Origin of the sequence: Streptomyces sp. NPDC002566, assembly GCF_042889585.1 — a bacterium.
In the GTDB taxonomy this organism is placed as follows: Bacteria; Actinomycetota; Actinomycetes; order Streptomycetales; family Streptomycetaceae; genus Streptomyces.
This window is the reverse complement of record NZ_JBIARD010000014.1, coordinates 36617-63172: the sequence shown is the minus strand read 5'-3', so window position 1 is coordinate 63172 and position 26556 is coordinate 36617. Positions and strand designations below refer to the sequence as shown.

The following is a 26556-nucleotide window of genomic DNA, read 5'->3' as shown; positions in this document are numbered from 1 at the left end:
CATGCGTCTGCACTCCCTGCGCCTGCAGGCCTTCGGCCCCTTCGCCCGCCGGCACACCGTCGACTTCGACGCCCTGTCCGCCGACGGCCTGTTCCTCCTGCACGGCGACACCGGCGCCGGCAAGAGCACCCTGTTCGCCGCCATCTGCTTCGCCCTCTACGGCCTGCCGCCTCACGAACGCAACATGCGGCTGCGCAGCGATCACGCGCCCGCCAACCTGCTGACCGAAGTGACCCTGGAAGTAACCCTCGCCGGCAAGCGCCTGCAGATCCGCAGAATCCCCGCCCAGAAGCGACCCCACCTGCGCAACAGCGCAGAACTCGTCGACCAGAAGGCCGAAACCTACCTGCACCAGTGGGTCCTCGACGAACACGGACACGGCCAGTGGGAAGGCGTCATCAAGTCCCACAAGGAAGCCGGAGAAGAGATCAAGTCCCTTCTGCGCCTGACCCGGCAGCAGTTCTGCCAGGTCGTCCTGCTCCCGCAGAACGAGTTCACCAAGTTCCTGCGCGCCGACGCATCCGAACGCCGCATCCTGCTCGGCACCCTCTTCGGCACCCGCCGCTTCGGCCTCATCGAAGAATTCCTCGCCACCCGCAAAACCCTCACCGCCAAGACGCGCGACGAGGCCCGCGCCGACGTCCTGCGCCTGGCCGAACGCATCCAGCAGGCAGCCGGCGACGACCTCGAACCCGCCCAGGACGCCCCCCGGGCCGACGACCCCGCCACCCTCACCGCCCCCGCCCGCGCCTGGGCCAGCGCCCTGCACAGCCAGGCCCTCACCCTCCAAGACGCCGCAACCACCGCCACCGAGACCGCCGAGCAGCAGCTGGCGCAAGCCCGCATCGCAGAACAGGCCGTCCGCGACCTCCACCGTCTCCAGCAGACCCACCGCACCACCGCACACGACCTCAGCCTGCTCCACGAGCAGACCGCCCATCACGACCGCCTGGCCGACCGCCGCGAGCGCGCCGTGAAAGCCCAGCAACTGCAATCCGTCCTGGAGACCGCACACACCGCCGACCTCGAGCACACCCGTGCCCTGGACGACGACAGCCGCGCCCGCGCCCTTTTGCTGTTCGAACACGCATCCCTCGACGCCGCCGGCCTCACTCACGCCGCGCAGCAACTGCACGCCGACACCGGCGCCGTCCAAGCGCTGCTGCCCGACGAGGCCACCCTTCAGCGCCACACGGCAGAACTGGCCGCACTCGACCGCGAGCGCCGGCAGCTCACCGAAACCCTCACCGACGCCCAGGAACGGCTCAACACCCTTCCCCAACGCCGCGCCGCCCTGGCCGCACGCCTGGAAGACGCCCGCAGCGCGCAGGAGACCAGCCGCGAACTCACCCCCACCCTCAACCTCGTCGAAAAGCAGCTGGAAGCCGCCAGACGCCGTGACGCCCTCGACCAGCAGATCAGCGCCGCCCACAAAGTCCTCAGCCAGGCCGAGAAGGACTCCGAGCAAGCCGCGAAAACGTACATCGACATCCGGCGCCGTCGTACAGACGGCATCGTCGCCGAGCTCGCCGGCCGGCTCGTCGACGGCGAAGACTGCCCCGTATGCGGTTCCCCCACCCACCCCGCACCCGCCACCGCCCAGCCAGGCCAGCCCACCGCCGCCGACGAACAGGCCGCCGAAGCCGCCCACACCCGCGCCCAGCAGAGCGAGAACAAGGCCAAAGAGACCCTGGCCCACCTGAACGAACAAGCCGCCACGGCACGCGGTGAAGCCGGCGGCGACACCCCCCTCGCCGACCTCACCGCCCACCGCACTACGCTCGAGCAACACCTCGCCGACGCCCTCTCCCAAGCATCCGACGCCGGACCGGCCAGCGAACAACTCGCCCTCCTGGAAAAGGAACAGGCCGAAACCGAGCACACCCGCAACACCGCAACCGCACGCCTGGGCGCCGCCGACGCCACCTACGACAGCCTGCACACGCAGCGCGAAGAGCTCACCCACCGCCTCGCGACCGCTCTCAACGGGCACGCCACACTCGCAGACCGCATCACCGACCTCACCCAGCACGCCGGCCGCCTCGAGGCCGCCGCCGCGTGCGCCGCCACCGTGACAGCAACCGCCGCAAGCCGCCACAGCGCCGCCGCTCTGGCGAAGCAGGCAGCCCACGCGGCAGGCTTCACTTCCCCGGCCGAAGCCTCGGCCGCCCGCCTGCCCGACGACGAACTCACCGCGATCGAGAGCCAAATCACCCACTGGCGTGAACAGTGCCTCGTCTTGACCGCCCGGCTCGCCGACCCCGAACTGCAGGCAGCCATCGCCCAGCCTCCGGCCGACCTCGAGCACGCCGTCACCGAACTGAACACCGCCACCGCAACCCACTCCCGCACGGCAGCCCTCGCCACCCAGGCCGCCGACCGCGCAACCACCCTGGCCACCCTTACCGCTCAGCTGGACACCCACATCCAGCGCCTGGAACCCCTCGAGGACACCTACCGCACCGTCGATCACCTCCACGGCCTCATCAGCGGCGGCTCACCCAGCAACCAGCTCCGCATGCAACTGGAGTCCTACGTACTGGCAGCCCGCCTCGAAGACGTCGTCGACGCCGCCAACACCCGCCTGTCACGCATGTCCCACCACCGCTTCACCCTCGTCCACTCCGACGACAGAGCCGCCCGAGGCGCCAAATCAGGCCTGGACCTCAAGGTCCTCGACGCCTGGAGCGGACACAAACGCCACACCGACACCCTCTCCGGCGGCGAATCCTTCTACGTCTCCCTGGCCCTCGCCCTGGGCCTGGCCGACATCGTTACCGCCGAAGCCGGCGGCCAGGCACTGGACACCCTCTTCATCGACGAAGGCTTCGGCACCCTCGACGAAGACACCCTCCACCAAGTCCTCGACGTCCTGGACTCCCTACGCGCCCACGACCGCACCGTCGGACTCATCAGCCACGTCCCCGAACTCCGCCGCCGCATCACCCAACGCCTGCACATCTCCAAGAACATCGACGGCTCCACCTTCACACACCTCACCGAAGCGGCCGAATGACCCCACGACGGACGCCGGACCCGCCCTCGCCGACGAAACGCAAGCCCCAGGCCGCGCACACTCACCGATCTTCAATCCGCCGTCGGCCCAAGGCGTAGCCACAACCGCCGGGGCTGCCCCTACCCCTCTCGGCCCCGCCGAGAAGGCAGCCCCACAGCACCCCCGCGTCGAAAGCCGCCCATCCCTGAAGGCACCCGACCTGCCTCCCAAGAAGGAGCGCATCGAACACGTACTGTTTCATGCCATTTCTGCATGTGGTCGAAGTGACGGAAACAGAGCACTGCGGTGCATGAGTACCTGCATGGGCCACCACAGCCGTACCAGAACACGCCAGTCCCGTCCGCATGACAGGAGTTTCCGCAGACCCGAGAACCACTGTCCCGCATGTTCGAACACCGCGGACCCGTGACCGCATCACGGCGCGTTTTCGAGGCACTGCGAAGGCCTCCGCTGATCAAACCGGCGGATTTGTCAGTGCCCGCTGCTACACCAATTCCCAGAGATCAGACCGCAGTTGGCGGCCTGACGACACGCAGGAGGAAGCAGTGGCGAAGCCGTCCGAGGGCTACTACAAGGTGCGAAGTCATTACCGACGCAAACCCCGCCCCAGCGCGAAGAAACTGAGCGGCTGGTCAATCGCAGGGCTGATCGCGGTGGTGTGGCTATGGAGCCAGCTCATCGGCTTCGGAGAGGCCTCCCCGACACCACCGCAAACCCCTACACCATCAGTGTCAGCGAGCGTGGGCCACTGATGCCCCGCCGCTCGCCCCGGCTACGCCCACCCCGCGGCGGCAGGGAACAGGCCGCCGCCGCGGCCGTCGCCTGCGCCGCACTCTGGCTGCTGGCCAAGATCGCCACAGCCACATGGCAGGCAGCCGTCCGCATCTGGCCATGGCTCGCCGTCCTCGCGGCTCTCGCCCTCGGCTACACAGCCTGGCGGTTCATCCGTGAACTGCAGGCCCGGAAGGTGCGGGCCCAGACGCTGGCCCGGCTCCGGATCACGCTCGCGCAACTCGACGCCATGGACGACCGGGCCTTCGAGTTCGCCCTGCGTGACCTGCTCCTCCGGGACGGCTGGAACGCACGGCAGGTCGGCCGACAAGGAGACCAGGCCGCAGACGTCATCGGCGAGGACCGCCAACGCGGCAGAATCGTCCTGCAGGCCAAGCACACCACCGTCGCCGGCAAGGTCGGCTCATCCGTGATGTACCAGGTCAAAGGCACCGCAGGCCCCGCGCACGGAGCCGATATCGCAGTCGTGGTCACCAACGGCTCCTTCACCCGGGACGCCAAAACATGGGGCGAACGCCACCAGGTGCACTGGATCGACCGGGACCGCCTGCGCCGGTGGGCCGAACACGGCACGCCCCTGCAAGACCTTCTGCGCCTGCCCACGGCACGCAAGACAGCCTTCCGCCGGGCTGCCTGAAACCAAGCGGAGAAAGCCCGGGCCCCGAGCCGCCGCCCCCTGTCCGCATCCGACAACACTGATCATGGGGCGCGCATGGCTCGCAGCGCGCCCCCGCCAGAGCAGAGACACTGCGCCGCACCCCTGCTCTACGCGAGAATGAACGCGAGTCAGCCCCTCCTGCATGCCGAGGAAACGCGCGATGACCGCCAGTCCCACCCCAACAGAACACCCCGGGCGTCTGGTCCTGCGCACAGACCAGCAGGAGGGCCTCGCCAACACGGTTCGCCACCTGCGCCGCCCGCGCACCCGCGGGCACGCCGTCTCGGCCTGCGGCACCGGCAAGACCCTCTTCGCACTGCGCGTAGCCGAGGAACTCGGCGTGCGGCACCTGGCGGTGGCGGTGCCCAGCCTGGACCTGGTCGCACAGTGGGCAGCGGCCGCCCGCGCAGACGGCCGCCGCGAGCCGATGATTACCGTCTCCTCGCTACGCGCCGCCTCCCACCCGTTGCTCGCCGAGGCCGAGGTCGACTCGGCCAACGCGGGGGAGTACCTGGCCTACTGGCTCGGCCGCCACCCCAAAGCGACGGTCTTCTTCACTTACGACTCGCTGTCCAAGATCGAAGAGGCCCAGCACTCCGCGATCTTCCCCGCCCCCCTCTTCGGCCTGCTGGTCGTGGACGAAGCCCACGCCACGGCCGGCACCTGGGAGAAGAACTGGACCGCGCTGCACGACAACGAGCGCATCCCTGCCGAGCGCCGCCTCTACCTCACCGCCACCCCCTATGTGTGGGACGCCCCCCGCCTGACCGAGCCGCCCACCACCAGAGCGCAGCCCAAGCGCACCACCGCCACCGCACCCGCCTGGGACGACCCGGCCCTGCTGGCCACCATGGACCAGCCGCAGATCTTCGGCCCCCGCCTGCACACCTACTCCCACGCCGACGCCATCGACGACGGCGTCCTGGCCGACTACCAGCTCGTCGTCCCCACCGTCACCGACACCGAACTGCGCACCGCACTCACCGATCCGCAAGCCGGGCCCACCGCGCGCCGCACCACCGCCCTGCACCTGGCCATCCTCAAAGCCATGCGCGAGCAGGACCTGCGGCACGTGTTCGTCTACTTCCAGCAGATCGCCGACGCTGCCGACTTCGCCCGCCAGTTCGCCCACACCCTGCGCACCCTCCCCGAGGAACTGCGCCCCGACTGGGCGGGCGAGACCGTCGTGCAGTCCATCGACGGCACCCACAGCCCCCACCGGCGCGCCGACATCATCGCCCGCTTCACCGACGCCGAGCGGGGAGTACTGGCCAACGCCAAGATCCTTGGCGAAGGCGTCGACCTGCCGGCCGTCGACGGCGTCGTCTTCGCCGACCGCACCGCCAGCGTCCGCCGCATCGTCCAGGCCCTCGGCCGCGCCCTGCGCAAACCCCCCACCCTCAAGACGAAGACGGCCAGCCTCGTCATCCCCGCCTACATCCCGCCCGGCGCGGACCCCACCGACCTCCTCGGCACCCCCTACGAGGCTCTCTGGCTGGTCACCGCCGCCCTGCGCCACCACGATCAGACCATCGCCGCCCGCGCCCCACGGGCCAAGAACCAGCATCCCGCCCGCGACTCCCACACCTACATCACCCGCCGCTTCCGCTTCGACCACACCCTCGACCCTTCGGCGATCGCCCGTGCCCTCGACCTGCTGGTGTGGCCCTCCAGCGGCGCCGTGCTGTCCGCCCCCCGCCGCGCCGGTCTCGCCGCCGCCATCCGCTACCACGCCGAACACGGCCACCTGCGGGTGCCTGCCGACTACGAGGACGCCTACGGCTATCGGCTGGGCTCCTTCATCACCGGCCAGCGCACCGCCTGCCGCGCGGGCGCCCTCGATGCGGCGTGGATCGCCGAGCTGGAGGCGCTCGGCATGGTCTGGGACGAGCACGAGGCCCTCTGGCAGGGGCACATGGCCACCGTCGAGGCCTTCCACGCCGAGCACGGCCACCTCGCCGTTCCCGCCCATCAGCCCGGTGGCCAGTTCCTCGCCGACCAGCGCACCGCCGCCCGCAACGGCCGTCTCGCCCCCGCCCGCGCCGCCGAACTCACCGCCCTTGACCCGGACTGGAAACTCCCGCACGGTCCCGACTGGCACCGCAAGTACCACGCCATCCGCCGCCACATCGAAGCCGGCACCCACCCCGCCACCCTGACCCGCGACACGGTCATCGGAACAGTGAAGGCCGGCAGCTGGCTGCACCGCCAATTCACCACCTGGACCCAACTCGCCCCCGGGCAGCGCGACCTGCTCACCCGGATCGGCCTCACCCCCGACCAGGCTCCTCCCAGCACCGGCGCCCCGAGGCGGCGCACCTTCGCCCAGACCGCGCGGATCCTCGGCCTGTTCGTCGAGCGCTGGGGACGCACCCCCGGCGCCCGCGAGTGGATGGAGGTCGACGGTGAACGCGTCATGATCGGCCCCTGGCTCGCCAAGGCCCGCACCAGGCTGAACGCCGGGCAACTCCCGCCCGGCCAGACGCAGATGCTGACCGCGACCCTCGCCGAGTACGGCATCAAGGCAATCTCCGCTCCTGGCACCACCGAGCCCGAGAACGGGTGAGGACCGGCCGCCGAGCTCAACTCGGTAGCCAGTCCTCGTACTTCGTGCTGCCCCGCGTGATCGGCTGGGGAACGGTGTCATGGCACGGGTCCTGTTGCAGAGCGTGGCGGAAACCAAGGGAACGCTGCGCAGGCGGGGTCCATGATGGGCGTTCTGGCCGTCTATCAGCGGTCGATGTCGTCGAAAAGACTGCGCTGTTCTGGAATCGGTTGGGTGCTCTGCGGGGTCTCCCGTCGGTAGGGGGCGGGGCCGGGAGCCCCGCCGCGGGGGGCTTCGTCCGGCTCCTCGCGGACCTGTTGGTAGATGTCGCGCGCGCGGTCGAACTCACCGGCTGTGCGATTGTCTAGTCGTCGCTCAAAGGCTTGGCTGTACCAGAACAGTGCGTCATCGACGGGGTCGTTGTCTGTGTCGCCATTGAACTCGTAGGCCCAGTCGTCTACCCGCCGTTCCAGGCAGGGAACGAGTTCACGGCGCACGTGATCGAACAGGCTCTCGCGTTCTTCATCGGTGAGGAGGACGTGCCAAGCCTCCTTCTGCCAGTCGTTGTCTTCGATCCACGAGGCGTCCGGCGCCGTGACGGCCAGGTCCGTCATATGGGAGATCGCCTCCTGCCGGATCTCTTCGGGGAGCAGGCCGGCGTGGTGGAGGCGGGCCAGTACCCGTGGGCGGAGATCGTCTTTGGCCGGTGCCTCGAAGTCCAGGAGCACCGTGTGTAGTTCCGGATCTTCTACGAGGTAGGCACGTAGGAAGCCGTTGCTACTGCCCCGCCATAAGTAGGACAGGATGCTTTGCTCACGCTCGTACTCATCCCGAAACACCATGTGAGGGTCGCGGCGAAGTCGGAGTAGCGGGGAGATCCGCTGGGCCGTCGCCTGGTACAGAGGTGACGGAATGCGCAGGAGAGTGCCCTGACGTTGCTCGCTACCGTCGGGCAGACAGTCCGTGCGCGAGAGCAGGGCCTGGTCGGTCATGCCGGTGAGGACGATGGGAAGCAAGTGACTCTGGGTGGTCAGCCAGGCAGCGAAGCCCTCCCAGAGAGTGGGGTGGTGGAATGACCAATACGCCTGCCCGTCAAGGGCGGTCGCCTCGGTGAGGAAGGTACCGGTGAGCGTGGCCATGGCCCGGCTGGTGGCACCGGGTGAGGCACCAGCCCGTTCGATGATGTCGCGCTGGACCGGATCAAGGGCGAGCGGGCTGGACAGCCCCTTGTCCTGGGCTGTGGCGTACACGAGGGCGAGAGCTGCGTGGGCGTCCACGTCCAGCTGGTCATAGATATCGATCAGGAGCTGCCGCGGCTGGGCCATGAAGGACGTGATGCTCTCGCGGGTCTGGGACAGCCCGGTGGTGAAGGCCTGGAGTCCGAGACGGCGTGCTGCTTCGGGACGGAATGGCTCGGCGTCGGCTGCGGCTTCGAGGTGCGGCTTCATCTGGCTGAGCACGCTTGCCGGCTGATCGCCCGCAGCGAGATGGTTGTAGAGGATCTGCTGCCGCTCCGCGCGGGCGAGGTCGGCGACGTCGACGGTGACCTGCTGCTCGTGCAGCAGGGGGTAGGCATACGGCTTCAGCAGGGGCCGGGCCTCGTTGTAGATGTAGTTGCGGGAGGTCAGCACGACCCGGGCCCCGTTCTTCACGGCGCTCATCACGTGCGGCAGGTCCCGCGCCCAGGCGTGGGTGAGGATCTCCTCATGACGGACCGCGCCGAAGGCGTCATCGAGCCAGAAGAACTGATCCTTCTCGTGCGGGTTCCAGCGCTGCACCAGCTCGTCGGAGGTCCGCGGCTTGATGGCCACGCAGCCCCAGTTGTCGGCGGCACTGATGGCGAGCATCAGGGCGATGACGGACTTGCCCACGGCCGGGTCGCCGAGCAGCAGCACGAACCCGTGGTCGCGCAGGGCGCGGGCGGCCTTGCGGTAGGCACTGGTGACGACGAACGTGGAAACCTGCTCCGGCGCAGACCTCATCAGCACCAGGGCCTGGGTGTAGGCGCGTTCGTCGAGGATCTGCGACAGGTCACCGAGCCCGTAGACACGAGGGACGAACATCCGCAGCCCTCGATGTGAGGCGATCATGTCGCTCAGCCACTGCCCGTCCAGGACCAGGGGATGCGCCACTCCGCAGGCACGCAGTCGCCGCCGGATCTCTTCCTCGGACTGGCCGCTGACCCGGGCGTTCGTCAGCAGCACATATGTTGCGCACACCCCGCGCTCGACCAAGGCGCGGACCTTGGTGAACTCGTCCTCGAGTTCCGACGGGGCGAGTGTGGCATCCGCCTTCTTGGTGTGCTTGCACTGCAGCACAAAGGGGCCCGGCAGCAGATCGCGCACGCCTCCCAGCTCGTCCGGCGGTTGCCAGGTGCCGTAGAAGGCGCCGTCCCTGCCCGCGTCGTTGGAGTCCGCGAACGCCTGCACCGACTGCCCCCATACCTCCCGCAGCACAGCCGCGCACAGGTCCTGAAAGGCACGCCAGCCCAGGGTATGCAAGGCGAAACGAGGCGACCCGGGGGCGACGGTGTCGCTCAGGCTCGTCACTCGCCGTTCCTAGGGCCCTCGTCGGGTGCGCCGTCGGCGAGCGCGGTGTACGCCTCCCACATCTCCTCGTCGTCGTAGTCCGGTTCGACCAGGTCCGGAGTCAGGGTGTTGCTGTCAGGATCCAGCTCCTCGGACTGGGCCACCACCTCAACCAGGAACTTCTGTGCAGCCTTCATGAGGCCGGGATCCTGCGTCCACAGCCCGAACTGGAACTCGGCGATCCGGCGCAGCAGTTCAGCGTCGTCCACCCACAAGAACGCCCCGAGCATCCCGGGCCCCAGGCTGCGTGATCGCCGCTTCCGCTCCAACTCGTGCCGGAACGTGTCGATCCCGTCGACGAGACCAGCGAGCACGTTCGTCCCGAACTGGGCGGACCCACCTTCCGCTGCGACCGCCTGCACGTTGAACTGGTGAGAGAACGACACACTCATACAACCCCTCCCGTTGCACGAGCATTATGGCGCGCTTCCCGCCCTCCCCCGTCAGGGCTCCCGATCAGGTGGGAACATGCCGCCGCCGCACCAAAATTCCTGGCAGTTGCGGTGCGACTCCCGGCGGCCCTTGCCCGACCGGCCCGGGCCACATACGGAGAAATGGCCAACCTCCCGTGCGGGCTGAAGCCGGTTCTGCGGGCAACCAGGCGAGGGCCGATCTTCGGCCGGGCACAACGTGCAGCCCTGCCAAGCAGCGCCGAGACGGGCCGCCGTACAGCGAGAGCCCTGCCTCTTCCCCGCAGCGAGCGCCCGCAGGCCGGGCTGCTCGGGGCACGGCGGCCCCCTGGCCCGCTCGATCAACGCGCTCATCCTGTGGTCGGGATCCCTCGTCACCGCTCGTCCGAAAGCAGGCCCGCAGGACAGCGCGGTCCATCGCCGCAGACGCAACGCGTCTGGCGACCTTGAACGCTCCCGACGGGAGCGTTCTTCCTGGGATCGGCATGAATCTGAAGGAATGGCGGAGGCGGATGTTGAGTATGTGCTACTCACCTGTCCACGGTGCCGGCCTGATATCGATGAACACATGCGCCGAGTAATGCAGAGCAGGTTGGGTGGTCCGGATGTTCTCGAGGTTGTCGAGGTTGATGTGCCGCAACCAGGACCGGCAGAGGTCCTGGTCGAGGTGAATGCCGCCGGCGTGAATCCGGTCGACTGGAAGGTGCGCAGCGGGGGAGGCATGGGCGAACTGCCCTTCTCAGTCGGCTGGGACGTCTCAGGGGCGGTGGCGGCCGTCGGAGCCGGTGTGACGCGCTTCAGGCCGGGAGACGAGGTCTTCGGAATGCCACGGTTTCCGGCCGAGGCAGGAGCGTACGCGGAGTTCGTGACCGCTCCGTCGAGACACCTTGTTCTCAAGCCGCCCGGCATGAGCCATGTCCAAGCGGCGGGCCTTCCCCTGGCGGGTCTTACCGCTTGGCAGGCGCTGGTGACGGTGGCTGGGGTCGCTGTGGGAGAGCGGGTACTCATTCCGGCCGCGGCGGGAGGCGTCGGCCACCTCGCCGTTCAGATTGCCAAGGCTCGCGGTGCTTATGTCATCGCGACCGCCAGCGGAGCAAAGCACGATTTCGTGCGGGGCCTTGGCGCCGATGAGGTCATCGACTACACGAGCTCTGTAGTGAGCTCCCAGGTGAGAGACGTCGATATCCTTTTGGCTACCGTGCCCGGGCAGATCCGGGACCTGGCTGAGGTGTTGGTGCCCGGTGGCCGGGTCGTCGCACTCAACGGCGCCGATGCGGACGCGGTTCAATGGGCCGCGCAGAGCGGTCTGCGGGCCGGCTTCATGCTGGTGGAACCCGATCGGGCCGACCTGGAAGCCCTGGCTTTGCTCGCCGGAGAAGGTCGGATCACGGTCCACATCGATCGCACATTTCCTCTTGATCAGGCGACCGACGCCCACCGCCTGGGCGAGGAGGGCCGCACCACAGGGAAGATCGTTCTGATTCCGTAGATGCATGCGCGCGACAAGCGCGTGCCGTGCTGCAAACCGGTCGGCGTTCTCGGTGCAAGGGCGGACGGTGTGTCCCCCGTGGAGTCTTGACGTGGGGGACGCCGTGAAGTCCATGATCGGCATGGACGCAGAGGGGCAGATGGTCTTCACCGCGCCCGGGGCGCCGGGCGGTCGTGTCCGTGCCTTCTCCGGGGCCGCCGGTTCCGGCGGCTGGATCCCTGGGCGGTCGAGGGCGGGTCGGCGCTCCCGGCTTTCGCGTTTGGGTAGCGATTGCTCATGGTCTCTGTGTCGTCTGGAGGTGTTCTGGAAGGGACAGAAAACCCATTCCGGCTCCTCAGGCAGTGATTTCGATGAACACGACCACGATCTCGCGCCGGCAGCAGTGTCCCGAGCTGCAAGCGGCCTGCACCGGTGAGCACGTGTTCGGTCTGCTTCTGGATCACGGGCCTCTCGCTCCCGCTTCGGCCCGTCATGAGGCCCGCCCTGTTCTGGCCGCGTGGGGACTGGACGACGACCAGATCTACGAGACCCTCCTGGTGATCTCCGAACTCGTCACCAACGCTGTCTGCCATGCGATGCCGCCCGTCGTGCTGCACCTGCGCGCCTGTGTCAAAGGCGTGGGAGCCGTGGAAGTCCATGTCAGCGACGGCGGCCCCCAGGCCGCCCCGGACAACTGGGCAGCTGCCCGGCCTGCCGACGAACACGGCCGTGGCGGCATGATCGTCGCTGCCCTCACAAGCCAGGCCGGATCCGGACGCGAAAGCGAAGATCTCATCGACCGCTGGGCGAGCTTCGACGCGGCCTGACGACGCGCGCCCGCCGGCGATCTCGAGGGCGCGCCCGCAGGTGGCCCAGCCTCGGCAACGGGCCGGCGTCCCCTCGGTCCCCAGCGCATCTGCGCCGCTGTACCTCCCCGGGGAGGGCAGGGACCAGCGCATGACCTCAGCTCGTCTGCCCGGCAGCCTGGAGCCCGGCTTGCGCCGCCGCCCCGGAGGCAACTCGTGAGTGAGAGCCGGCATCGCACCGGCCGGCGAACCGTCCGGCAGCTGTCTTCCTGCGCTTCGTCATAGGCGCAGGGCGGGGTGGGTGCGGCATCCGGCATCCAGCGTGCGCTGATCCCGGGGGACGGCGTCCTCCTCCTGGTGGTGGCCCGATGCGATGGTCAGCGCTGTCTCCCACTGGCCGCCACCGAAGTCTGTCAGCGTGTTGCTTTCCGTGGCCTACTGGTGGGTGGTTCGCATGTCTGCCGAAGCCGGGCGCGGCCCGTGATCATTCATGGTCACGGGCCGCGGGCCGGCCGGGGTCAGAGGGCCAGGACATCCAGGTACACGACGCGGCCCGTGCCTCCCAGGTGGCGTTCGGTCTCGGTGATGCACACCCTTCGCGGCGCGTTGCCATAAGGGCCGCCGGTGGTCGCCACGGTGCCTGTCCATGTCGTCTGCGCGCTGCTTCCGGTCGCGCTCAGCGCGACAGCCGAGCCTGTGATCTCCTCCCACCGCAGGTGAGGGTCGGGAACGGCCGGGTTCGCCTGCTCGACCACAGCCCGCATCGAGGGACGGGTCGTGGCCAGCCACGAGTTCCCCGTGTACGCCGGCCCCGTCACCGAGATCGTCGCCGTGCCGGAGCCGCGCACAAGGGTGGCCTTGCGCTCCGGACTCAGCTGGGCCATCGGGGCGTGGACGACCTTGGACACCGAGTAGCCGTCGAGCGAGTTCGGCTGGTACCGCACCAGTGCCAGTCGCACGAACGGAAGCCACGCCGCGGGCGGCGCCCCGTTCGGCGCGACCAGCTCGACGTCGGCGTACCAGAGGTCGCGGGCCGCATCGAAGGAGACGTCATGGCCGGCGATGGTGACCGTTGTGCCTGGAACCTCTGCCAAGGTCACTCCGGTGGCCGACTTCGTCGTGCGAGGAAATGACGCCAGACGCGGGTAGGGAGGCAGGAGGTAGTCCGTCACCGTGGGGTCCACACCCTGCATGGTGAGGTACGGGCGCAGGGCCTGGGGCGGTTCGGTGCTGCTGCTCACCAGCACCACACCGAGCTTTTCCCCGGCGCCCGAAGACCACCAGGGACGCTCCAGATAGATTCGGACGGCGTTACCGCGCCGCCTGCTCTGGTCGGTTGCCGGGGCGTCCCAACGGAACAGTGGTACGACCTGTCGCACAACCGGAGGCGCGGGCTGCGCGGTGCTCAGGATGGTGCGTTCTTCCTCGTCCGAGGACGCGTAGATGCCGGGTGCCACATAGCTGACCACGAGTTCGGCGTCATCTGAGAGCGTGCCGCCGGCGGTGCGCGTCAGCACCCGGGTCGCTGGGTCGAGAATGTAGTCGCCCTCGGCCGTGGCGGGATCGGTGCTGCCCGTCGGCGCCGGAGCAAGAGGCAGGCCGCTGACGGCATCTGTGACTTTCAGCGTCGCAGGCTCCAGCGCGCCGAGTGTCACCCGCCCACCGGCCAGGAGAACGGTCGTCTCCTCCCGGAAGTGCTCGGCGTAACGGCTCGTCGCCAGCCCGGTGTACGTGACAACGCGATGACGGGTGTCCCCGAAGTCGTGCCCGCCGTCGATGTCCTTGCGGTCGTCTCCGGGGCTGGGCTCCGGCGCGCGGCCGATCCGGAGCGACAGTGGTGTGTCCTGGAAGGTGCGCGGCGTGACCGGGTCCGCAGTCCCGGGCCCACCGTCGACGGGCTCCTTCCAGGAGGCCAGCACATCCAGTGTCCCGGTGGAACGCCGGTCGAACAGGACCTCCCCCTTCAGCGCGAGACGGGTAGCCGCCGGCGCTCGGTCAGGTGTCTCCATGTGCTTGACGGACGGCTTGGCCAAAGGAGCACGGACCGCGTGCACCAGTGTGACGGCCTGGCCGGGCGTGATCATCGGGTGGCGTCCCTCGGCAACCGCTGTGCGGAGCGCGGCGAGATCGATCGGTGTGCTGCTGGGGTGCGCGGCGTTCCACGCGGTGGCCCAGCGCTTGATCCAGTCCCACACCCCCATCATGTTGAGATCGCCGTCGGCGAGCCTGGAGGACAACAGCAGGCGGTACTCGTGACCTGGTGCCACTGCCACCTTCAGCACCCCGCCGGCCCAGGACCAGCCGTCGGATGTGCCGCTGATCAGCCGAAGGCGCAGCGAGGACGCCTCCGGCCAGCTTCCCAGGGCCGGCGCCGCCAGCTCCGTGGTGCTTCCGGGCAGCCCCCTGATGAGCAGCTGCCTGGCCAGGGGGTCCGGCAGGTAGGTGACGGGCAGCGAGTCGGTGTCGAAGAACCAGGTGTCCGCGTTCGCCCCGGTGCCCTGCTGGGCGCCCGGCAGGTCTTCCAGCCGAGCCGCGTCCCGGATGGCAAGCAGCTGGTAGAGGTCGGTTCGCATGGGATGACCGTTCGCGTCGGCGTCGAGCATGCCGTGCTGCTCGGCGATCGCCTGCGAGGTACGCGGGGGCAGGACATGCCTGTGGGACTCGGCTGTGGAGCCGCCCGCGTTCTCGCTGCGGATCACCATCCTGTTCACCGATTCACCGACTGTCTGTGGCTTGCGCAGCAGCACATGGGGCGGCGGCACCGGGTCGAAGCGACGGTAGGTGACTTCAGGCGTTCGCAACCCTGTTTCGTTCGGGAAAAGGTCCTGCTGTGTGAACGACACGCTGTCGCCGGCGAGGTCCACCGCACGGGCACGGAAGGTGTACGCATGGCCGAAGCGGAGCCGGGGCAGGCTGCCCGGCGGCACAGTGAACCGCGTGGTGAAGGGGAAGTCCTCGTCCTGGACCGGCTCAGGGTCGGCGAGCGTCCCGTCGGGCTGAAGGGCCCGGCCGATACGGTCGACGGCCAGGCTCCAGCCGGCCCAGCGCATCAGCGACTCGCCCAGATACAGGTCGGTGTCGTCAGGATCCCCGGACGTGCTGGGCGCCAGGGTGACCTGCCCTTCTTCGGCCGTGTTCACCGACTGTCCGTCACGCTCGAAAACGTAGGCACCCTCACGCGCCATCAGAGACCGCCATGAGGGGTCTGCGAGGTCGCGGACGTCCCAGCGATGGCCTCGCACGAGGTCGTCCGCATACAGGTCCAAGGTGGCGGACCGTGGGTTGCCGTTCTGGTCGTAGGCTGCGGAGTTGGCCTCGGCGGCCCGGTCGAACGCCTTGACGAGCTCGGCTGCCCGGCCTGCGCGTGCGACCGACAGACCCGCCGACCGCAGTGCGGGCAGAGAGAACCGGTCCGCACCCGCCTCACTGCGCTTCTTCAGCCGGCTGCCGTCCACCACGCGTGAACGGGTGACGTTGTCGGCGAACTGACGAGACAGCAGCGCTCCGCCGTCCGGGTCGACGGGCACGACCGTGAACCGGTCTCCCAGGCCGACGCGCAGCATCCCCCGGTCGACGTCGCTGGCGTCGGCATCGCGCGGCGCGGCCTCGAAACGGTTGCCACCGATCAGGCAGCGGGTGCGGGGCAGCACGTCCGCGCGGCCGGTTGCCGGTGGCGGACTGGTCGACCAGGTGATCTGCAGGGAAGCCCAGGTCTGTGTCGCGGGCCCGGTCAGCAGCGCGGTCACGGCCGGGTCGTCGACCTCGAACTCCAGGGCGAGCCCCAGGACCCGCTGAAGTCCGCGGTATTCGCGGGTCGCGGCGATCACCTGGTGCACGTCCAGGTGCTCCCGCGGCTGTACGGGCAGGGGACCGGATCCGGGCCTGCGCCCTCGCTGGTGGAAGCGTTCGGCTTGGAGGAAGGCACGGCCGAGGCCGTCTGCGGTGTCGACGTCCGCGGGGTTGAACGGGACAGCCCCGTTCGCCTCCAGTTTGTTCTCGAGCGTCTCGGTCAGCTCGGCTCGCCGGGTGTAGCCGCTCTTGCCGTGGCTGCCGACGGTCACCTCCTCGAATCCGATCGGGCCGAAGGCCCCGTCCTGAGCGAGGTCGTCGTAGGACGGCGGGGCGTCGACGGCCGTGGCCCCGAAGCGTCCCCAGCGGTCGGAGAGGAACGACAGGACATGGCTGACGGGGTAGGAGCGGACCAGCCGGTTCTCGCGTCCGGTGAAGGAATGGCCGCGCACCAGGGTCGCCTGGTCGAAAAGGGCACGCCAGCGGGCACTGTCCGGGGCCGAGACCAGCCGGGCCGCTTTGGCGCCGGTTTCGGGAAGGTGCAGGCTGAACCGTGCGTCCGCGAGCGTGGCAGGCCAGTTCACCCAGTCCGGGAAGTCGCTGAGCCGGCCGTTGCCGGTGTCGATGACGAGGCGGGGTGCGACATGCACGGTGAAGCGGAGCTTGCCGGATCGGCCGCCTCGGGGCAGGACGGTCCACAGAGTGTTCTGTCGGGGCATGGTCAGGCTCCCACGGGGGCGAAGGCGGTGCAGTAGGAATCCCAGTGCTGCTGGGTGTAGGCGTCGGAGAAGCCCTGTGCCGAGGCTCCGGCGGTGGCCCCGGCGACGGCGGCGAGTCGCGCGCGGCTCGCCTTCTTGGCCGCACTGGTGCGGGCCGTCGCGGAGTGACCGCCGGCCAGTTCGCGGCGCACGCTGAAGCTCACCGAGGTGTCGAAGAAGCACAGGTCGATCGAGATGGTCACCCGTGCCTCACCGACCAGGCGGTCGGGGCCCGAAAAGTAGGTGAGCGCGAGGTGGCAGTCCAAGGAGGCGGAGACCAGCCCCAGTACACGCACCCGCCCGCTGAGGCGGACGTAGGCAGAGAGTTCCACCTGCTGTGCGGTGGACTCGCCGGCTTCGACGGTGCGCACGCCGAAGTAGACGCCGATCTTCGCTTCCACGTGGCCGGAGACCGCTCCGGCCACGTTGAAGGACGTGCCCGCCCCCGCTTCCAGGGCCGTCTCCAGGCTTTCCACCCCGTCGGCTCCGGCTTCCAGGGCGAAGAAGCCGCCACCGCCGAGGAAGGAGATGGTCAGGGAGAACGGCGCGTCCCGGGAGTTGACGGCGAACCGCAGCCGCACAGGCGATCCGTCGAAGGGCAGATACAGGCCTGCGAACAGGTTGAGCGCGCCGAGGGAGAAGACACCGAAAGCAAGCGACGGCAGGGCCAGGGACAGTTCGGCCTGGACCTGCTGCCCGACCACGCGCACATCCAGCGGCGACCGGGAGCCGGCGGGGGCCGCGGCAGCACGACTCGTCAGGCTGCCGGTGCGAGCGGTTGAAGGCGTACCGGGAACCGACAGTCTGCAGAGCTTGGCGATCTCCTCCAGGTACTTCAGCGGTCCGTGGAAGGAGACCTGCCCCAGCTCGCAGTCGATGTCGGTGGGACGCCCCTTGGCCGCGGTGAACTGCAGGGACTTGATTCCCACAGTGACGAAGTGACGTGCGCCGCTGTCGCCCCATATGTTGATGGCGACATCGCCCAGCCGCCCCCGGACCGTGTAGTCCGCGTTCAGCGGCGGCAGCAGCCGTACGACGGAGACGGCCTCGATGTCCAACCGACCACGAGGGCCTGGAACGAACATGTTGAGACTTCCCGGGCCGGCCTTGAGTTCAGGACTCCAGGAAAGCCGCGCCTCGACCCGCTCCAGCTTGCGGACGGCACCTTCCAGACGGTCGAACTCCCGGGTCACCACCTTGATGGCCTGCTGTGGGTTCGGCACATCGCCCGCCAGGTTTTCCACCACGTCCGACAGCCGCACGCCACCCAGCAGGTTGACGTCCAGGTCGGACAGCATCTGGGACACGTCGAACCGCTCACGCGCCACTTGGACAAGGTCGCCGGCCACCGGTCCGAACCTCCTGGAAAGACCGTCCATGATCAGTCCCGGGGTGGCGATGCCGCCGCTGCGCTCGGCAGCGAACTCCAGAGCGGTGCGTGCGCTGCCCTGCGCCTTGGCGAGGTACACACCTGCCGCGTTGTGTGCGCCGTCGAAACCATGGGTGATGTAGCCGTCGAAATACTGCAGTGCGGCCGCCGGTGCGTCAGGCGCGAACGCAACGACACTCGCCGGGAGTTCGGCGACTACCTGGCTCACCGACGGGAAAGCCGGCACGCCCTTCGTCGCCGGATCCGCCATCGCCATACCGAACGACAGTGTCCGGACCAGCAGACTGGTGTCGCCGGGCTTCGACGGTGCGGCGAGAGCGACGGACTGCCCTCCGACCCGTCCAAGCCGTGCAGCATCATCGGCGGAAGTCTCGGTGTTGTACTTCGTCGCCACGGAGCTACGCAGCAAGCTGTTACGGGAGCCCCGTTCACTGATGAAGATCACTGGAGCCGCGAACGAAACACGCCGCCCCTGCCAGTCCACACCGGTGAAATGCAGCGGCAGCGGGGCGGAACCGGATTCTGCGAGGAAGGCGTAGGCGGTATCGGCTCCTGCGACCGGGTCGGAGGACATCCAGACGTAGGGCCGTGCCTGGTCGAGTGCAGGAGTGGTACGGGTCACGGCCTGGATCCGGCGGAACGGCAACGATCTGCCGCCGTTGGGCATGTTCTGATCGCCTTCGTAGCGACGCTCACGCTCGAGGACGACCAGGAACGTGCGGGTACGCAGGATGCCGCCGACGGTCCCGGCTCCGTCCGGCTCCATCTGGCGCTCCGTGACCTGAACATACGCCGCGCGGTGACCAAAGGGCAGCAGATAGCCGTGCTGGGCGACACGCACCTTGTGGTCGCGTCCCAAGCCCATGCTGTGCGACCACTCAGACAGTCCTGAGGAGAAGGAACTGCCCGTGGTGTCCCAGGAGCCGTGTGCTTCCAGTCCCGCGCCCAGGGCGGACAGCGACAGCAGATCAGCCTCGATGGGGGCGGGCAGTGAGGCGGTCCGCACCGAGAAGTCGGACGACAAGCGCACCAGGTCGTAACGGTTGCGGGGGGTCAGCGAGGTCGGATAAGGACTGGAGGTGGGTACGGAGGAGGGGTTGCCGAGCCACGTCGGAAAGCGCGAGTCACGGAGCCAGACCGCTCTGAGGGGCCGGGCTGAATCGTCCTCCCGCACGGTCCGCTCGCCGTCCTCGCCGTCCTCCACTCGGGTGCCCAGCCGGGTGTTCCACAACTCGGTCCAGCCGCTGGGCGAAGACGGAACAGCGGCGGTCTCCACATGACACCACCCGCTGCTGCTGTCGGGAGAGACGACGACACCGAACGGCACTTCCAGCGACGTCTCGTGACTGGTGGGCGCGCGCAGCTCGCCCTGGAACGAGTCCGGTACGTCGCGTCCGAGCGCGTTCGGCACCAGCCTGGCGGGGAAACCGGCCCAGTGCAGCAAGCCCGACGTGGTGTAGGGCAGGGGAAGGTGATCGCTCACGTCGAAGGCCAGACGGCTCGCCGCACCCCACTCCAGCGACACAGGGGCCTGGCCGACGGTGCCCGGATCGGGGAAGGAACGCTCCTGCGTCGACTGTGGGCCGAAGTCCACCACCAGGAAGGCGGGCTGGGTCGCGTCCTGCTTGACCAGCGCCGGCGCCCCGGTCTTGCCGCCGACCTGAAGGTTCACGAGCAGAATCTGCAGGTTCATCATGTCGTCGCGGCGACGCAGCAGCACCGTGCGGACCGGCACCGCAGTGGCCGACGCAGCAGAACCGGTTCCCGCGAGGGAGTCGACGCCGTGCACTGTGCCCACAGCGGCAGCGACGGCTATACCCGCCGCCCCGGAGTAGCGCAGGAACAGCCGGCGGGAGACATTCTTCTTCGGCGGGGGCGTAGGTGCCACGGCCACCTTCCTCGGTCGGTGATGAGATGACGCTGCGCGGGGCCTGGCACAAGACCCGCACGACGGCAGGGGCACCGCGCCGGAGCGGAGCCGGGCACTCCCGACACGACCGGCCCGGGACCGCTGCCGGCCCATGAGGAGCCGGCAGGGCACTGACGACGCAAGCGGCCGGAGCGCACGCGACCATCACTCACCGGGTCAGCACGCTCCCGCATCCACCGTCCTCGCGGTGCCGTGTATGCCGGCGGCCCGGCGAGTTTGACGTCCACCCCGTCCGCAGGCGGCGACGGGTTGGAACAAGACAACCGGCGTGCGGCCGGAACCGCCTGAGTAACCGCTACTCAGCGCCCTCGCAGACCGGACGGCATCCGCTTCGGCGTCGGCTCCGGGAAGGATCGGCCGTCCCGGTTGTCGGCGGACGTGTTGGACGGGCGGCGGATCGGGCCGGTGGCCTACCCGCGAGCTGGCGGCAGCCGCGCGTCTGCCCCGCACGGCGTTGTGGCGGCGGCGGGTTCGACGCGCACTGAAGTGGCCGGGCGTCCGCACGGCGGCGCAAGTCACCCGAAGCCCCGGACCGGTGGCCTCAGCTTCCGTGCTGGGCATGGCGACGCCCCTGGGCGTACAACAGCGAACAGCGGTAGATCTGTGACGCCTGATTCGATGTGTCGCTCACGTTCGGCACCTCTGGCGTGTGGCTGTCGGCGGCGCTCGCGGTGTTCGTGGAGCTGCCATGGGCCGGCTACCTCATCGTCCGCGTGACGGGTCTGATCTCGCTGGGCCGGTGGCCGTCTGAGGAGAGCCGGGGCAAGGCGACACGCAGGCCTGAGAGCGGGCCCGGTTCCGGGCTGCTGCCCTTGTCGGGAGGCATCGTCAGCCGTCAGAGCCCGGCCGGGGGGTGCGGCCACGGGGCTCCGTGAACGGGCGGGTGGCGTCGGGCGGGGTCTGCGGGGGCCCTCGCAGCTGCAGCTTTGGTGCGATCGGAGCCAGCCGCCGGCGCCGACCGTCTCGGCGATCTCGCCACGCCATGTCAACGACTGTAGGCCTACGTATGTTGACTTTCGGGGGGGTGTCTGTGCATCATGTCAACGATTGTTTGCACACACATGTTGGCAAACGGTCGTTGATCTGCTCTCCGTGAGAGACGAAGGACTCCGCCATGAACACCGCCGAGCCCCACGCCGTCGTCCTCGCCCCGCCCCTGGTGGCCCAGGACGAGGCCGGGCCCCGGACGAGCGACCGACAACGCTCACGTCGCGCGCACCACCCCGGGTACACCCGGGCACGGGGTGGTGCGCGAGCACCCTGTTCGGCGCGAGTGTCCTGTCACCATCCGGGGCCGCGCGACAGGAGAGACGCAATGGCCACGAACACCGTCCCGGACGAACTTCCGGAGACAGCCGTGACCCGCAGGGACGCGCTGAAGCTGGCCGGCCTCGGCATCGGCTCGGTAGCCGCCTTCGGCGTGGGCGTCGGCGGAGTCCGGGCCGTCACCAACGGTGCCTTCAGCGCCGGATCCGGCGACCCGTACGACCTCTGGCACGACTGGAGCTCGATGTCGGGCACCGACCGCGTGGTCGCCGCCGGGGTCCTCGCCTGCAACCCGCACAACACCCAGCCCTGGCGCATGAGAGTCAACGGCAACGTCATCGACGTCCACTCCGACCCCAGCCGGCGGATGCCCCTCAACGACGCGAGCGGCCGTGAACACTTCGCCGGACTCGGCTGCGCCGTCGAGAACATGGTGATCGCCGCCGGATCGGCCGCCTTGACCGCGCAGGTGACCCTCTTCCCGGACGGCGTCGCCTCGGACCTGGTCGCCCGGATCGCCCTGAGCGGCGGCGGCAGAGGGCGGGACCGCGACCTGGCCGCCGCGATCCCGCGCCGGCACACCAACCGCGGCCCGTACAGGTCCACGCCCGTGGACCTGAGCGGTTTCACCGAGCAGAGTTCCCGCGTCGACGGAGCGAGCGTGCTGTGGCTCACCGACGAGACGGTGCGTCAGAAGCTGGGGCGGCTCTACGTGGAGGCCACCGAGGCCATCACCGCGGACTCCGCGCAGTCGAGAGAAGCCTTCAGCTGGTTCCGCAGCGCCCGCAGCACCATCGACAAGCACCGCGACGGGCTCACCCTCGACGGCCAGGGCCTCAGCCGCCTGACCCTGTTCGCGGCGAAACTCCTGCCGGCGCAGTCCCGCAAGGACGGCGACGCCTACTGGGTCAAGGCCACCCGCGAGGTGCACACCGCGACCGCCGCCGCGTACGGCGTCATCACCGTGGACGACGTCACCGACCGAACGGCGCAGGTCAACGGCGGACGGCTGCTGGCCCGGATGCATCTGACCGCGACCGCTCTCGGCCTCGGCCTGCACCACATGAACCAGATCACCGAACGCATCGACCGCGACGCCGCGTCCGGCAACCCCGATGCCTTTTCCGCACGCTGGGCCGCTCTGCTCGGCCGCCCCGCCTCGAGCGGCCTGCTGTCCTTCCGCATCGGCCACCCCGAGCGCACGCCGGGCCTGAGCCCGCGCCGCAGCCTCGACGACGTCGTGACCCGCTGACCTTTGCCCGGGCGGCGGGTCCGAAGCGCCGCCCGCCCACCAGTTTCTTCGTACAAAGGAGATCCCCCATGCCCGCCTCACCCGTCACGGGCCCGGCCGCAGGACCGGTGCGCGCATTGCGCCCCGGCGCCGTTCTGGCCGTGACCTGCCTGGCCCTGGCGACCGTCGTATCGGCGATGGCATCGCTGAGCGTGGCATTGCCCGACGTCGCCCGGGAGACGCACGCCAGCCAGACCCAGCTGTCGTGGATCATCGACTCCTACAGCCTGATCTTCGCTTCGCTTCTGCTGTTCGCCGCCACCCTCGGCGACCGCTTCGGCCGCCGCAAGGCCCTGCTCGGCGGCGTCGGACTGTTCGCCGTGATATCGCTCGCCGCGACCTTCACGGACGAACCGGGCGTCCTGATCACCTTGCGCGCCCTGCTCGGCGTGGCCGCCGCGTTCGTCATGCCCGCCACGCTGTCCACGATCACCAGCACGTTCCCCAGCGACCAGCAGGCCCGCGCCATCAGCATCTGGGCGGCGGTCGCCGGCGCCAGCGCCGCGCTGGGACTGTTCGCCTCGGGCGCGCTGCTGGAGGCGTGGTCGTGGCGGTCGGTGTTCTGGCTGAACGCGGTGATGGCCGGGGTGGCGTTCATCGGCACCCACCTCTTCGTGCCGGAGTCCGCACAGCCGGGCAAACACCGGGTGGACGTGGTCGGGGCGGTTCTCACCGTGGCCGGGCTGGGGGTGCTGGTCTACTCGGTCATCGAGGCGCCCGAGCACGGCTGGGGCAGCACACGCACCCTGGCCGGCATAGCCATCGGGCTCGTCGTCCTGGTCGTCTTCGTCGCCTGGGAGCTGAAGCACCCGCATCCCCTGCTCGATCCGCGGTTGTTCCGCCACAAGCTGTTCGCGGCCGGATCGATCTCGACCACACTGCAGTTCTTCGCGTTCTTCGGATTCATCTTCGTCACCATGCAGTACCTCCAGCTGGTACGCGGCGACAGCGCCCTGATGGCCGCGGTGAGCGTGCTGCCTATGTCGGCGGCGATGATCCCCAGTGCCCGCCTCAGCCCGCTCCTGGTCGCCCGGCGGGGCATCCGCGCACCCTGGACCGCCGGCCTCCTCCTGGTCACCACCGGCCTGGCCGTGCTGGCCCGACTCGACGCCGGCAGCTCGTACTGGCTGATCGTGGGCGGGCTCGTGCCGCTCGGCGCGGGAATGGGCCTGGCCACCACGCCGGCCACCGCCGCCATCACCGACGCCCTGCCGCCACGTCTGCAGAACGTGGGATCCGCCGTGAACGACCTGTCCCGCGAACTCGGCGGCGCCCTGGGCATCGCCGTCCTCGGCAGCCTCATGAGCGCCCAGTACCGCGACTCCCTCGACACCGACGGGCTCCCCGCCCCGATCGCCCACGCGGCACGCTCCTCCCTCGCCGCCGCCAACCACATAGGCCACGCCACCGGCAACCCGGCACTGATCGACGAGGCCCGCGACGCCTTCGCCTCCGGCATGCAGCTCGCCCTCCTCAGCGGCGCAGCCACCACCGTCCTGGCCGTCGTCGTCGTCACCCTCCTGCTGCGCCGGACCGGCAAGCCCGGCACGGTCGCCGTGGAGACGCAGACCGACGGCACGGACCGCGACACGGCGAAGGCGACGGCGTAACCACCAACCGACTGTCGGGCACATCTACCACGACGTGCGGCGCGAGCGACCAGAATTCGTCCCTCGCGCCGTACCGGTAAGGAAACTGACATGACTTTGCTGCGCGCTCAGACGGCGCACCAACCCGGCCCTCCCCGATTGCCGGAGCCCCTGGAAGCCCTCACCCGCGCCTTCGCTCTCCTCGGCACACGCGGCACCGGCCTCATCGTCGCGGCCCTGGCCAAGGGCCCGGCCGACCTCCACCTGATTCGCGAGCGCGTCCCCGGCTTCAGCGACGGCCTGCTCACCCGACGCCTTCGGGAGATGACCGCCCTCGGCCTGGTGGCCCGAACCACCCGCCTGGGCACACCCACGACCTCCGTCTACACGCTCGCCTCCCGCGGCAAGGCGCTCCTCATTCCCCTGGCCGCCCTGACGGTGTGGGCACAGGACCATCTCCCCGCGAACGCCTCCGAGGAAGCCCGTTCTGCCCAACGCGACCAGGCCAAGGCGGACTTGTGAAACGGCGTGAGGGCATGGAGACGGCAAAGCTGCTGCTTCTTAGGCGTGAGGGCCACCACCTCGTCGAGAGCACCTGGAACAAAGCAGTGGATCGACGACGTCCTCTTCGGACCCCTGCCACCGGTTCGTCCGTCATTCCCCAACCGCTGTTCACGAAACTCGGAGATTTCTGAGCAACATCGCATCACGTCTCCAGGCTGAATTTCAGGAAAGCAGTGTTCGACCGGCCGATGCGATCCCTTTGGTGTGCAGTGTCACGTCAACAGAACCTGACTCGCTGAATCCTTTGAAGAGAGAGAACAATGAGCGCACACGAAAACGTGGACCTGGGGCATACGGTGGCCGGCTGGACTGGGACAGCCGTCGCAGTGGCCGGCTTCTGTGTCGCAGGTCTCGGAGTGATCGCTGTTTCCGCGGCGTTGGTGATCTCCGGTATCGCCGTGATCGCCCTGGCGGCGGTCATCACCTGGCTTCTCCACCTGGCGGGCTGGGGGAAGCCCAGCGGTCCCCGCCCAGCCGACCAGTGGGACTGGCGGGTGAAGGATCTCGGCGCCCGGCAGGGGCACCCGGACTGCCTTGGGTGCCGCATGGCTGGGAGGCGGGTCGATGCGGTGGCGAAGCTCGCAGAGCCGACGTCCACAGCCGCCACCTCGCTGCCGCACCAGAGCCTGCACAGCTCGAGTACTCAGGAGCAGGGTGACCTTGTCTCCACCGGTTGAGCTACGCACGGCCCGTCTCGTGCTGCGCCCTTGGAAGCCGTCTGATGTGGAGCCGTTCGCTCGTTTGAACGCTGACGATGAGGTCATGGAGTATCTTCCAGGCCCCTTGGAGCGAAAGGACAGCGATGCTTCAGCTGACCGGATATCCGCGATAATTGAGAGTGAAGGATGGGGCTGGTGGGCGGTTGAACTGGTCTCTACCGGTACTTTCATCGGCTTCACAGGGCTGTCTCGGACGGCGTTCGATGCACCCTTCACTCCGGCGGTGGAGGTCGGATGGAGGCTGGCCAGACCAGCATGGGGGCATGGTTACGCCACCGAAGGAGCAAGAGCGGCCGTTCGCTTCGGTTTCGACGTGCTGGACCTACCAGAGATCGTCTCCTTCACCGTTGCGGGCAACCGACGCTCCCGGGCGGTCATGGAACGCTTGGGCATGACACACGACCCACGCGAGGATTTCGACCATCCACGGCTTCCACCCGGGCACGTCTTGCGTCGGCATGTGCTCTACCGGCTTGCTCGCGAAGCCCCGACCATCTCAGTGCGGCGCGGACAGGAAGCTGGAGATCGCCGGCATGGCCAACGATCCGGACGGGACGTACGGCGCGTGGCTGGCAGAACTCGGGCTCTCGGAGGCGATTGAGAAGGGCATCATCGCGGACTTCGAGATAGACGTACTGAGATCCGCGATCCCTCGCCGACCCTCGGCGTGTGAGAGGAAGTGCCGCGGGACCGCAGCCCGGCCCTGTTGTAGACGGCGCTCCTGGAGCACACCGTCGCGCCCCACCTGCGTACGGTCATGACGGTCCACCAGCGGGTCGAAGAAGCCGAGGTGTTCGCGGCGCAGCTGCCGGAGTGGGGCAGACACCGCCATGCCTGCCCGGCCGCGGACCGGGTGAAGGCCAGGGAGGCGCTGCGCGCCACCCCGGGGATGGAGGAGACGCCGGCACTCTTCGTCCAGAGCATCCCCAGAAGCCGTTGACCATGTGGCTTTCGGCGCGGATGGTCGTTGCCCTGGT

15 protein-coding genes are annotated in these 26556 nt (G+C 69.1%); 11 read left to right on the top strand and 4 right to left on the bottom strand.

Going from position 1 to position 26556, the window contains the following annotated elements; translation table 11 throughout:
• Position 1 precedes the first annotated feature (1 nt).
• The 3 genes from ACFYXA_RS34660 (at position 2) to ACFYXA_RS34650 (ending at position 7032) form a co-directional block, all read left to right on the top strand.
• Positions 2–3016, top strand: coding sequence for an AAA family ATPase (locus ACFYXA_RS34660; RefSeq protein ID WP_389040566.1), 3015 nt, complete (start codon positions 2–4; stop codon positions 3014–3016).
• Between the two features lie 751 nt (positions 3017–3767).
• A complete protein-coding gene (locus ACFYXA_RS34655) occupies positions 3768–4445 on the top strand; it encodes a restriction endonuclease (protein WP_389040563.1) in 678 nt (225 codons plus the stop codon).
• Positions 4446–4626: 181 nt separating this feature from the next.
• Entirely contained in the window at positions 4627–7032 is a 2406-nt protein-coding gene (locus tag ACFYXA_RS34650) for a Helicase associated domain protein (RefSeq protein ID WP_389040560.1), read from the top strand.
• 164 nt (positions 7033–7196) lie between these two features.
• On the opposite strand, the gene ACFYXA_RS34645 is transcribed toward ACFYXA_RS34650, so the two are convergent.
• Positions 7197–9560, bottom strand: a complete 2364-nt coding sequence (locus ACFYXA_RS34645; RefSeq protein WP_389040557.1) for a hypothetical protein — start codon at positions 9558–9560, stop codon at positions 7197–7199.
• Entirely contained in the window at positions 9557–9991 is a 435-nt protein-coding gene (locus ACFYXA_RS34640; RefSeq protein WP_389040554.1) for a hypothetical protein, read from the bottom strand. The genes ACFYXA_RS34645 and ACFYXA_RS34640 overlap by 4 nt, the downstream gene beginning before the upstream one ends.
• A gap of 586 nt (positions 9992–10577) precedes the next feature.
• Between ACFYXA_RS34640 and ACFYXA_RS34635 the strand changes: the two genes are divergently transcribed.
• Both ACFYXA_RS34635 and ACFYXA_RS34630 read left to right on the top strand, forming a co-directional pair.
• Positions 10578–11498, top strand: a complete 921-nt coding sequence (locus tag ACFYXA_RS34635; RefSeq protein WP_389040608.1) for an NADP-dependent oxidoreductase — start codon at positions 10578–10580, stop codon at positions 11496–11498.
• A 350-nt stretch (positions 11499–11848) separates the two neighbouring features.
• Positions 11849–12304: an ATP-binding protein gene (locus ACFYXA_RS34630; protein WP_389040551.1), complete on the top strand. Its 456-nt coding sequence runs from the start codon at positions 11849–11851 to the stop codon at positions 12302–12304.
• A 497-nt stretch (positions 12305–12801) separates the two neighbouring features.
• Here the strand turns inward: ACFYXA_RS34630 and ACFYXA_RS34625 are convergent, their stop codons facing one another.
• Together ACFYXA_RS34625 and ACFYXA_RS34620 are read right to left on the bottom strand one after the other, a co-directional pair.
• Positions 12802–16791: a hypothetical protein gene (locus ACFYXA_RS34625; protein ID WP_389040548.1), complete on the bottom strand. Its 3990-nt coding sequence runs from the start codon at positions 16789–16791 to the stop codon at positions 12802–12804.
• A 2-nt stretch (positions 16792–16793) separates the two neighbouring features.
• Positions 16794–20108, bottom strand: coding sequence for a hypothetical protein (locus ACFYXA_RS34620; protein WP_389040545.1), 3315 nt, complete (start codon positions 20106–20108; stop codon positions 16794–16796).
• 1357 nt (positions 20109–21465) lie between these two features.
• On the opposite strand from ACFYXA_RS34620, the gene ACFYXA_RS34615 reads away from it, so the two are divergent.
• From ACFYXA_RS34615 to ACFYXA_RS34590, 6 genes are all read left to right on the top strand, one after another.
• A complete protein-coding gene (locus ACFYXA_RS34615) occupies positions 21466–22668 on the top strand; it encodes an Acg family FMN-binding oxidoreductase (RefSeq protein ID WP_389040542.1) in 1203 nt (400 codons plus the stop codon).
• 68 nt (positions 22669–22736) lie between these two features.
• Positions 22737–24317 carry an MFS transporter gene (locus tag ACFYXA_RS34610; RefSeq protein ID WP_389040539.1) on the top strand — a complete coding sequence of 527 codons (1581 nt, stop codon included), beginning with the start codon at positions 22737–22739 and terminating at the stop codon, positions 24315–24317.
• 90 nt (positions 24318–24407) lie between these two features.
• Positions 24408–24818, top strand: coding sequence for a winged helix-turn-helix transcriptional regulator (locus ACFYXA_RS34605; RefSeq protein WP_389040536.1), 411 nt, complete (start codon positions 24408–24410; stop codon positions 24816–24818).
• A 302-nt stretch (positions 24819–25120) separates the two neighbouring features.
• Complete coding sequence (locus ACFYXA_RS34600; protein WP_389040533.1) at positions 25121–25537, top strand: HGxxPAAW family protein; 417 nt, start codon at positions 25121–25123, stop codon at positions 25535–25537.
• Positions 25425–26180, top strand: a complete 756-nt coding sequence (locus ACFYXA_RS34595) for a GNAT family N-acetyltransferase (RefSeq protein ID WP_389040528.1) — start codon at positions 25425–25427, stop codon at positions 26178–26180. The genes ACFYXA_RS34600 and ACFYXA_RS34595 overlap by 113 nt, the downstream gene beginning before the upstream one ends.
• Before the next feature lie 156 nt (positions 26181–26336).
• Positions 26337–26519: a hypothetical protein gene (locus ACFYXA_RS34590; RefSeq protein ID WP_389040525.1), complete on the top strand. Its 183-nt coding sequence runs from the start codon at positions 26337–26339 to the stop codon at positions 26517–26519.
• Positions 26520–26556 lie beyond the last annotated feature (37 nt).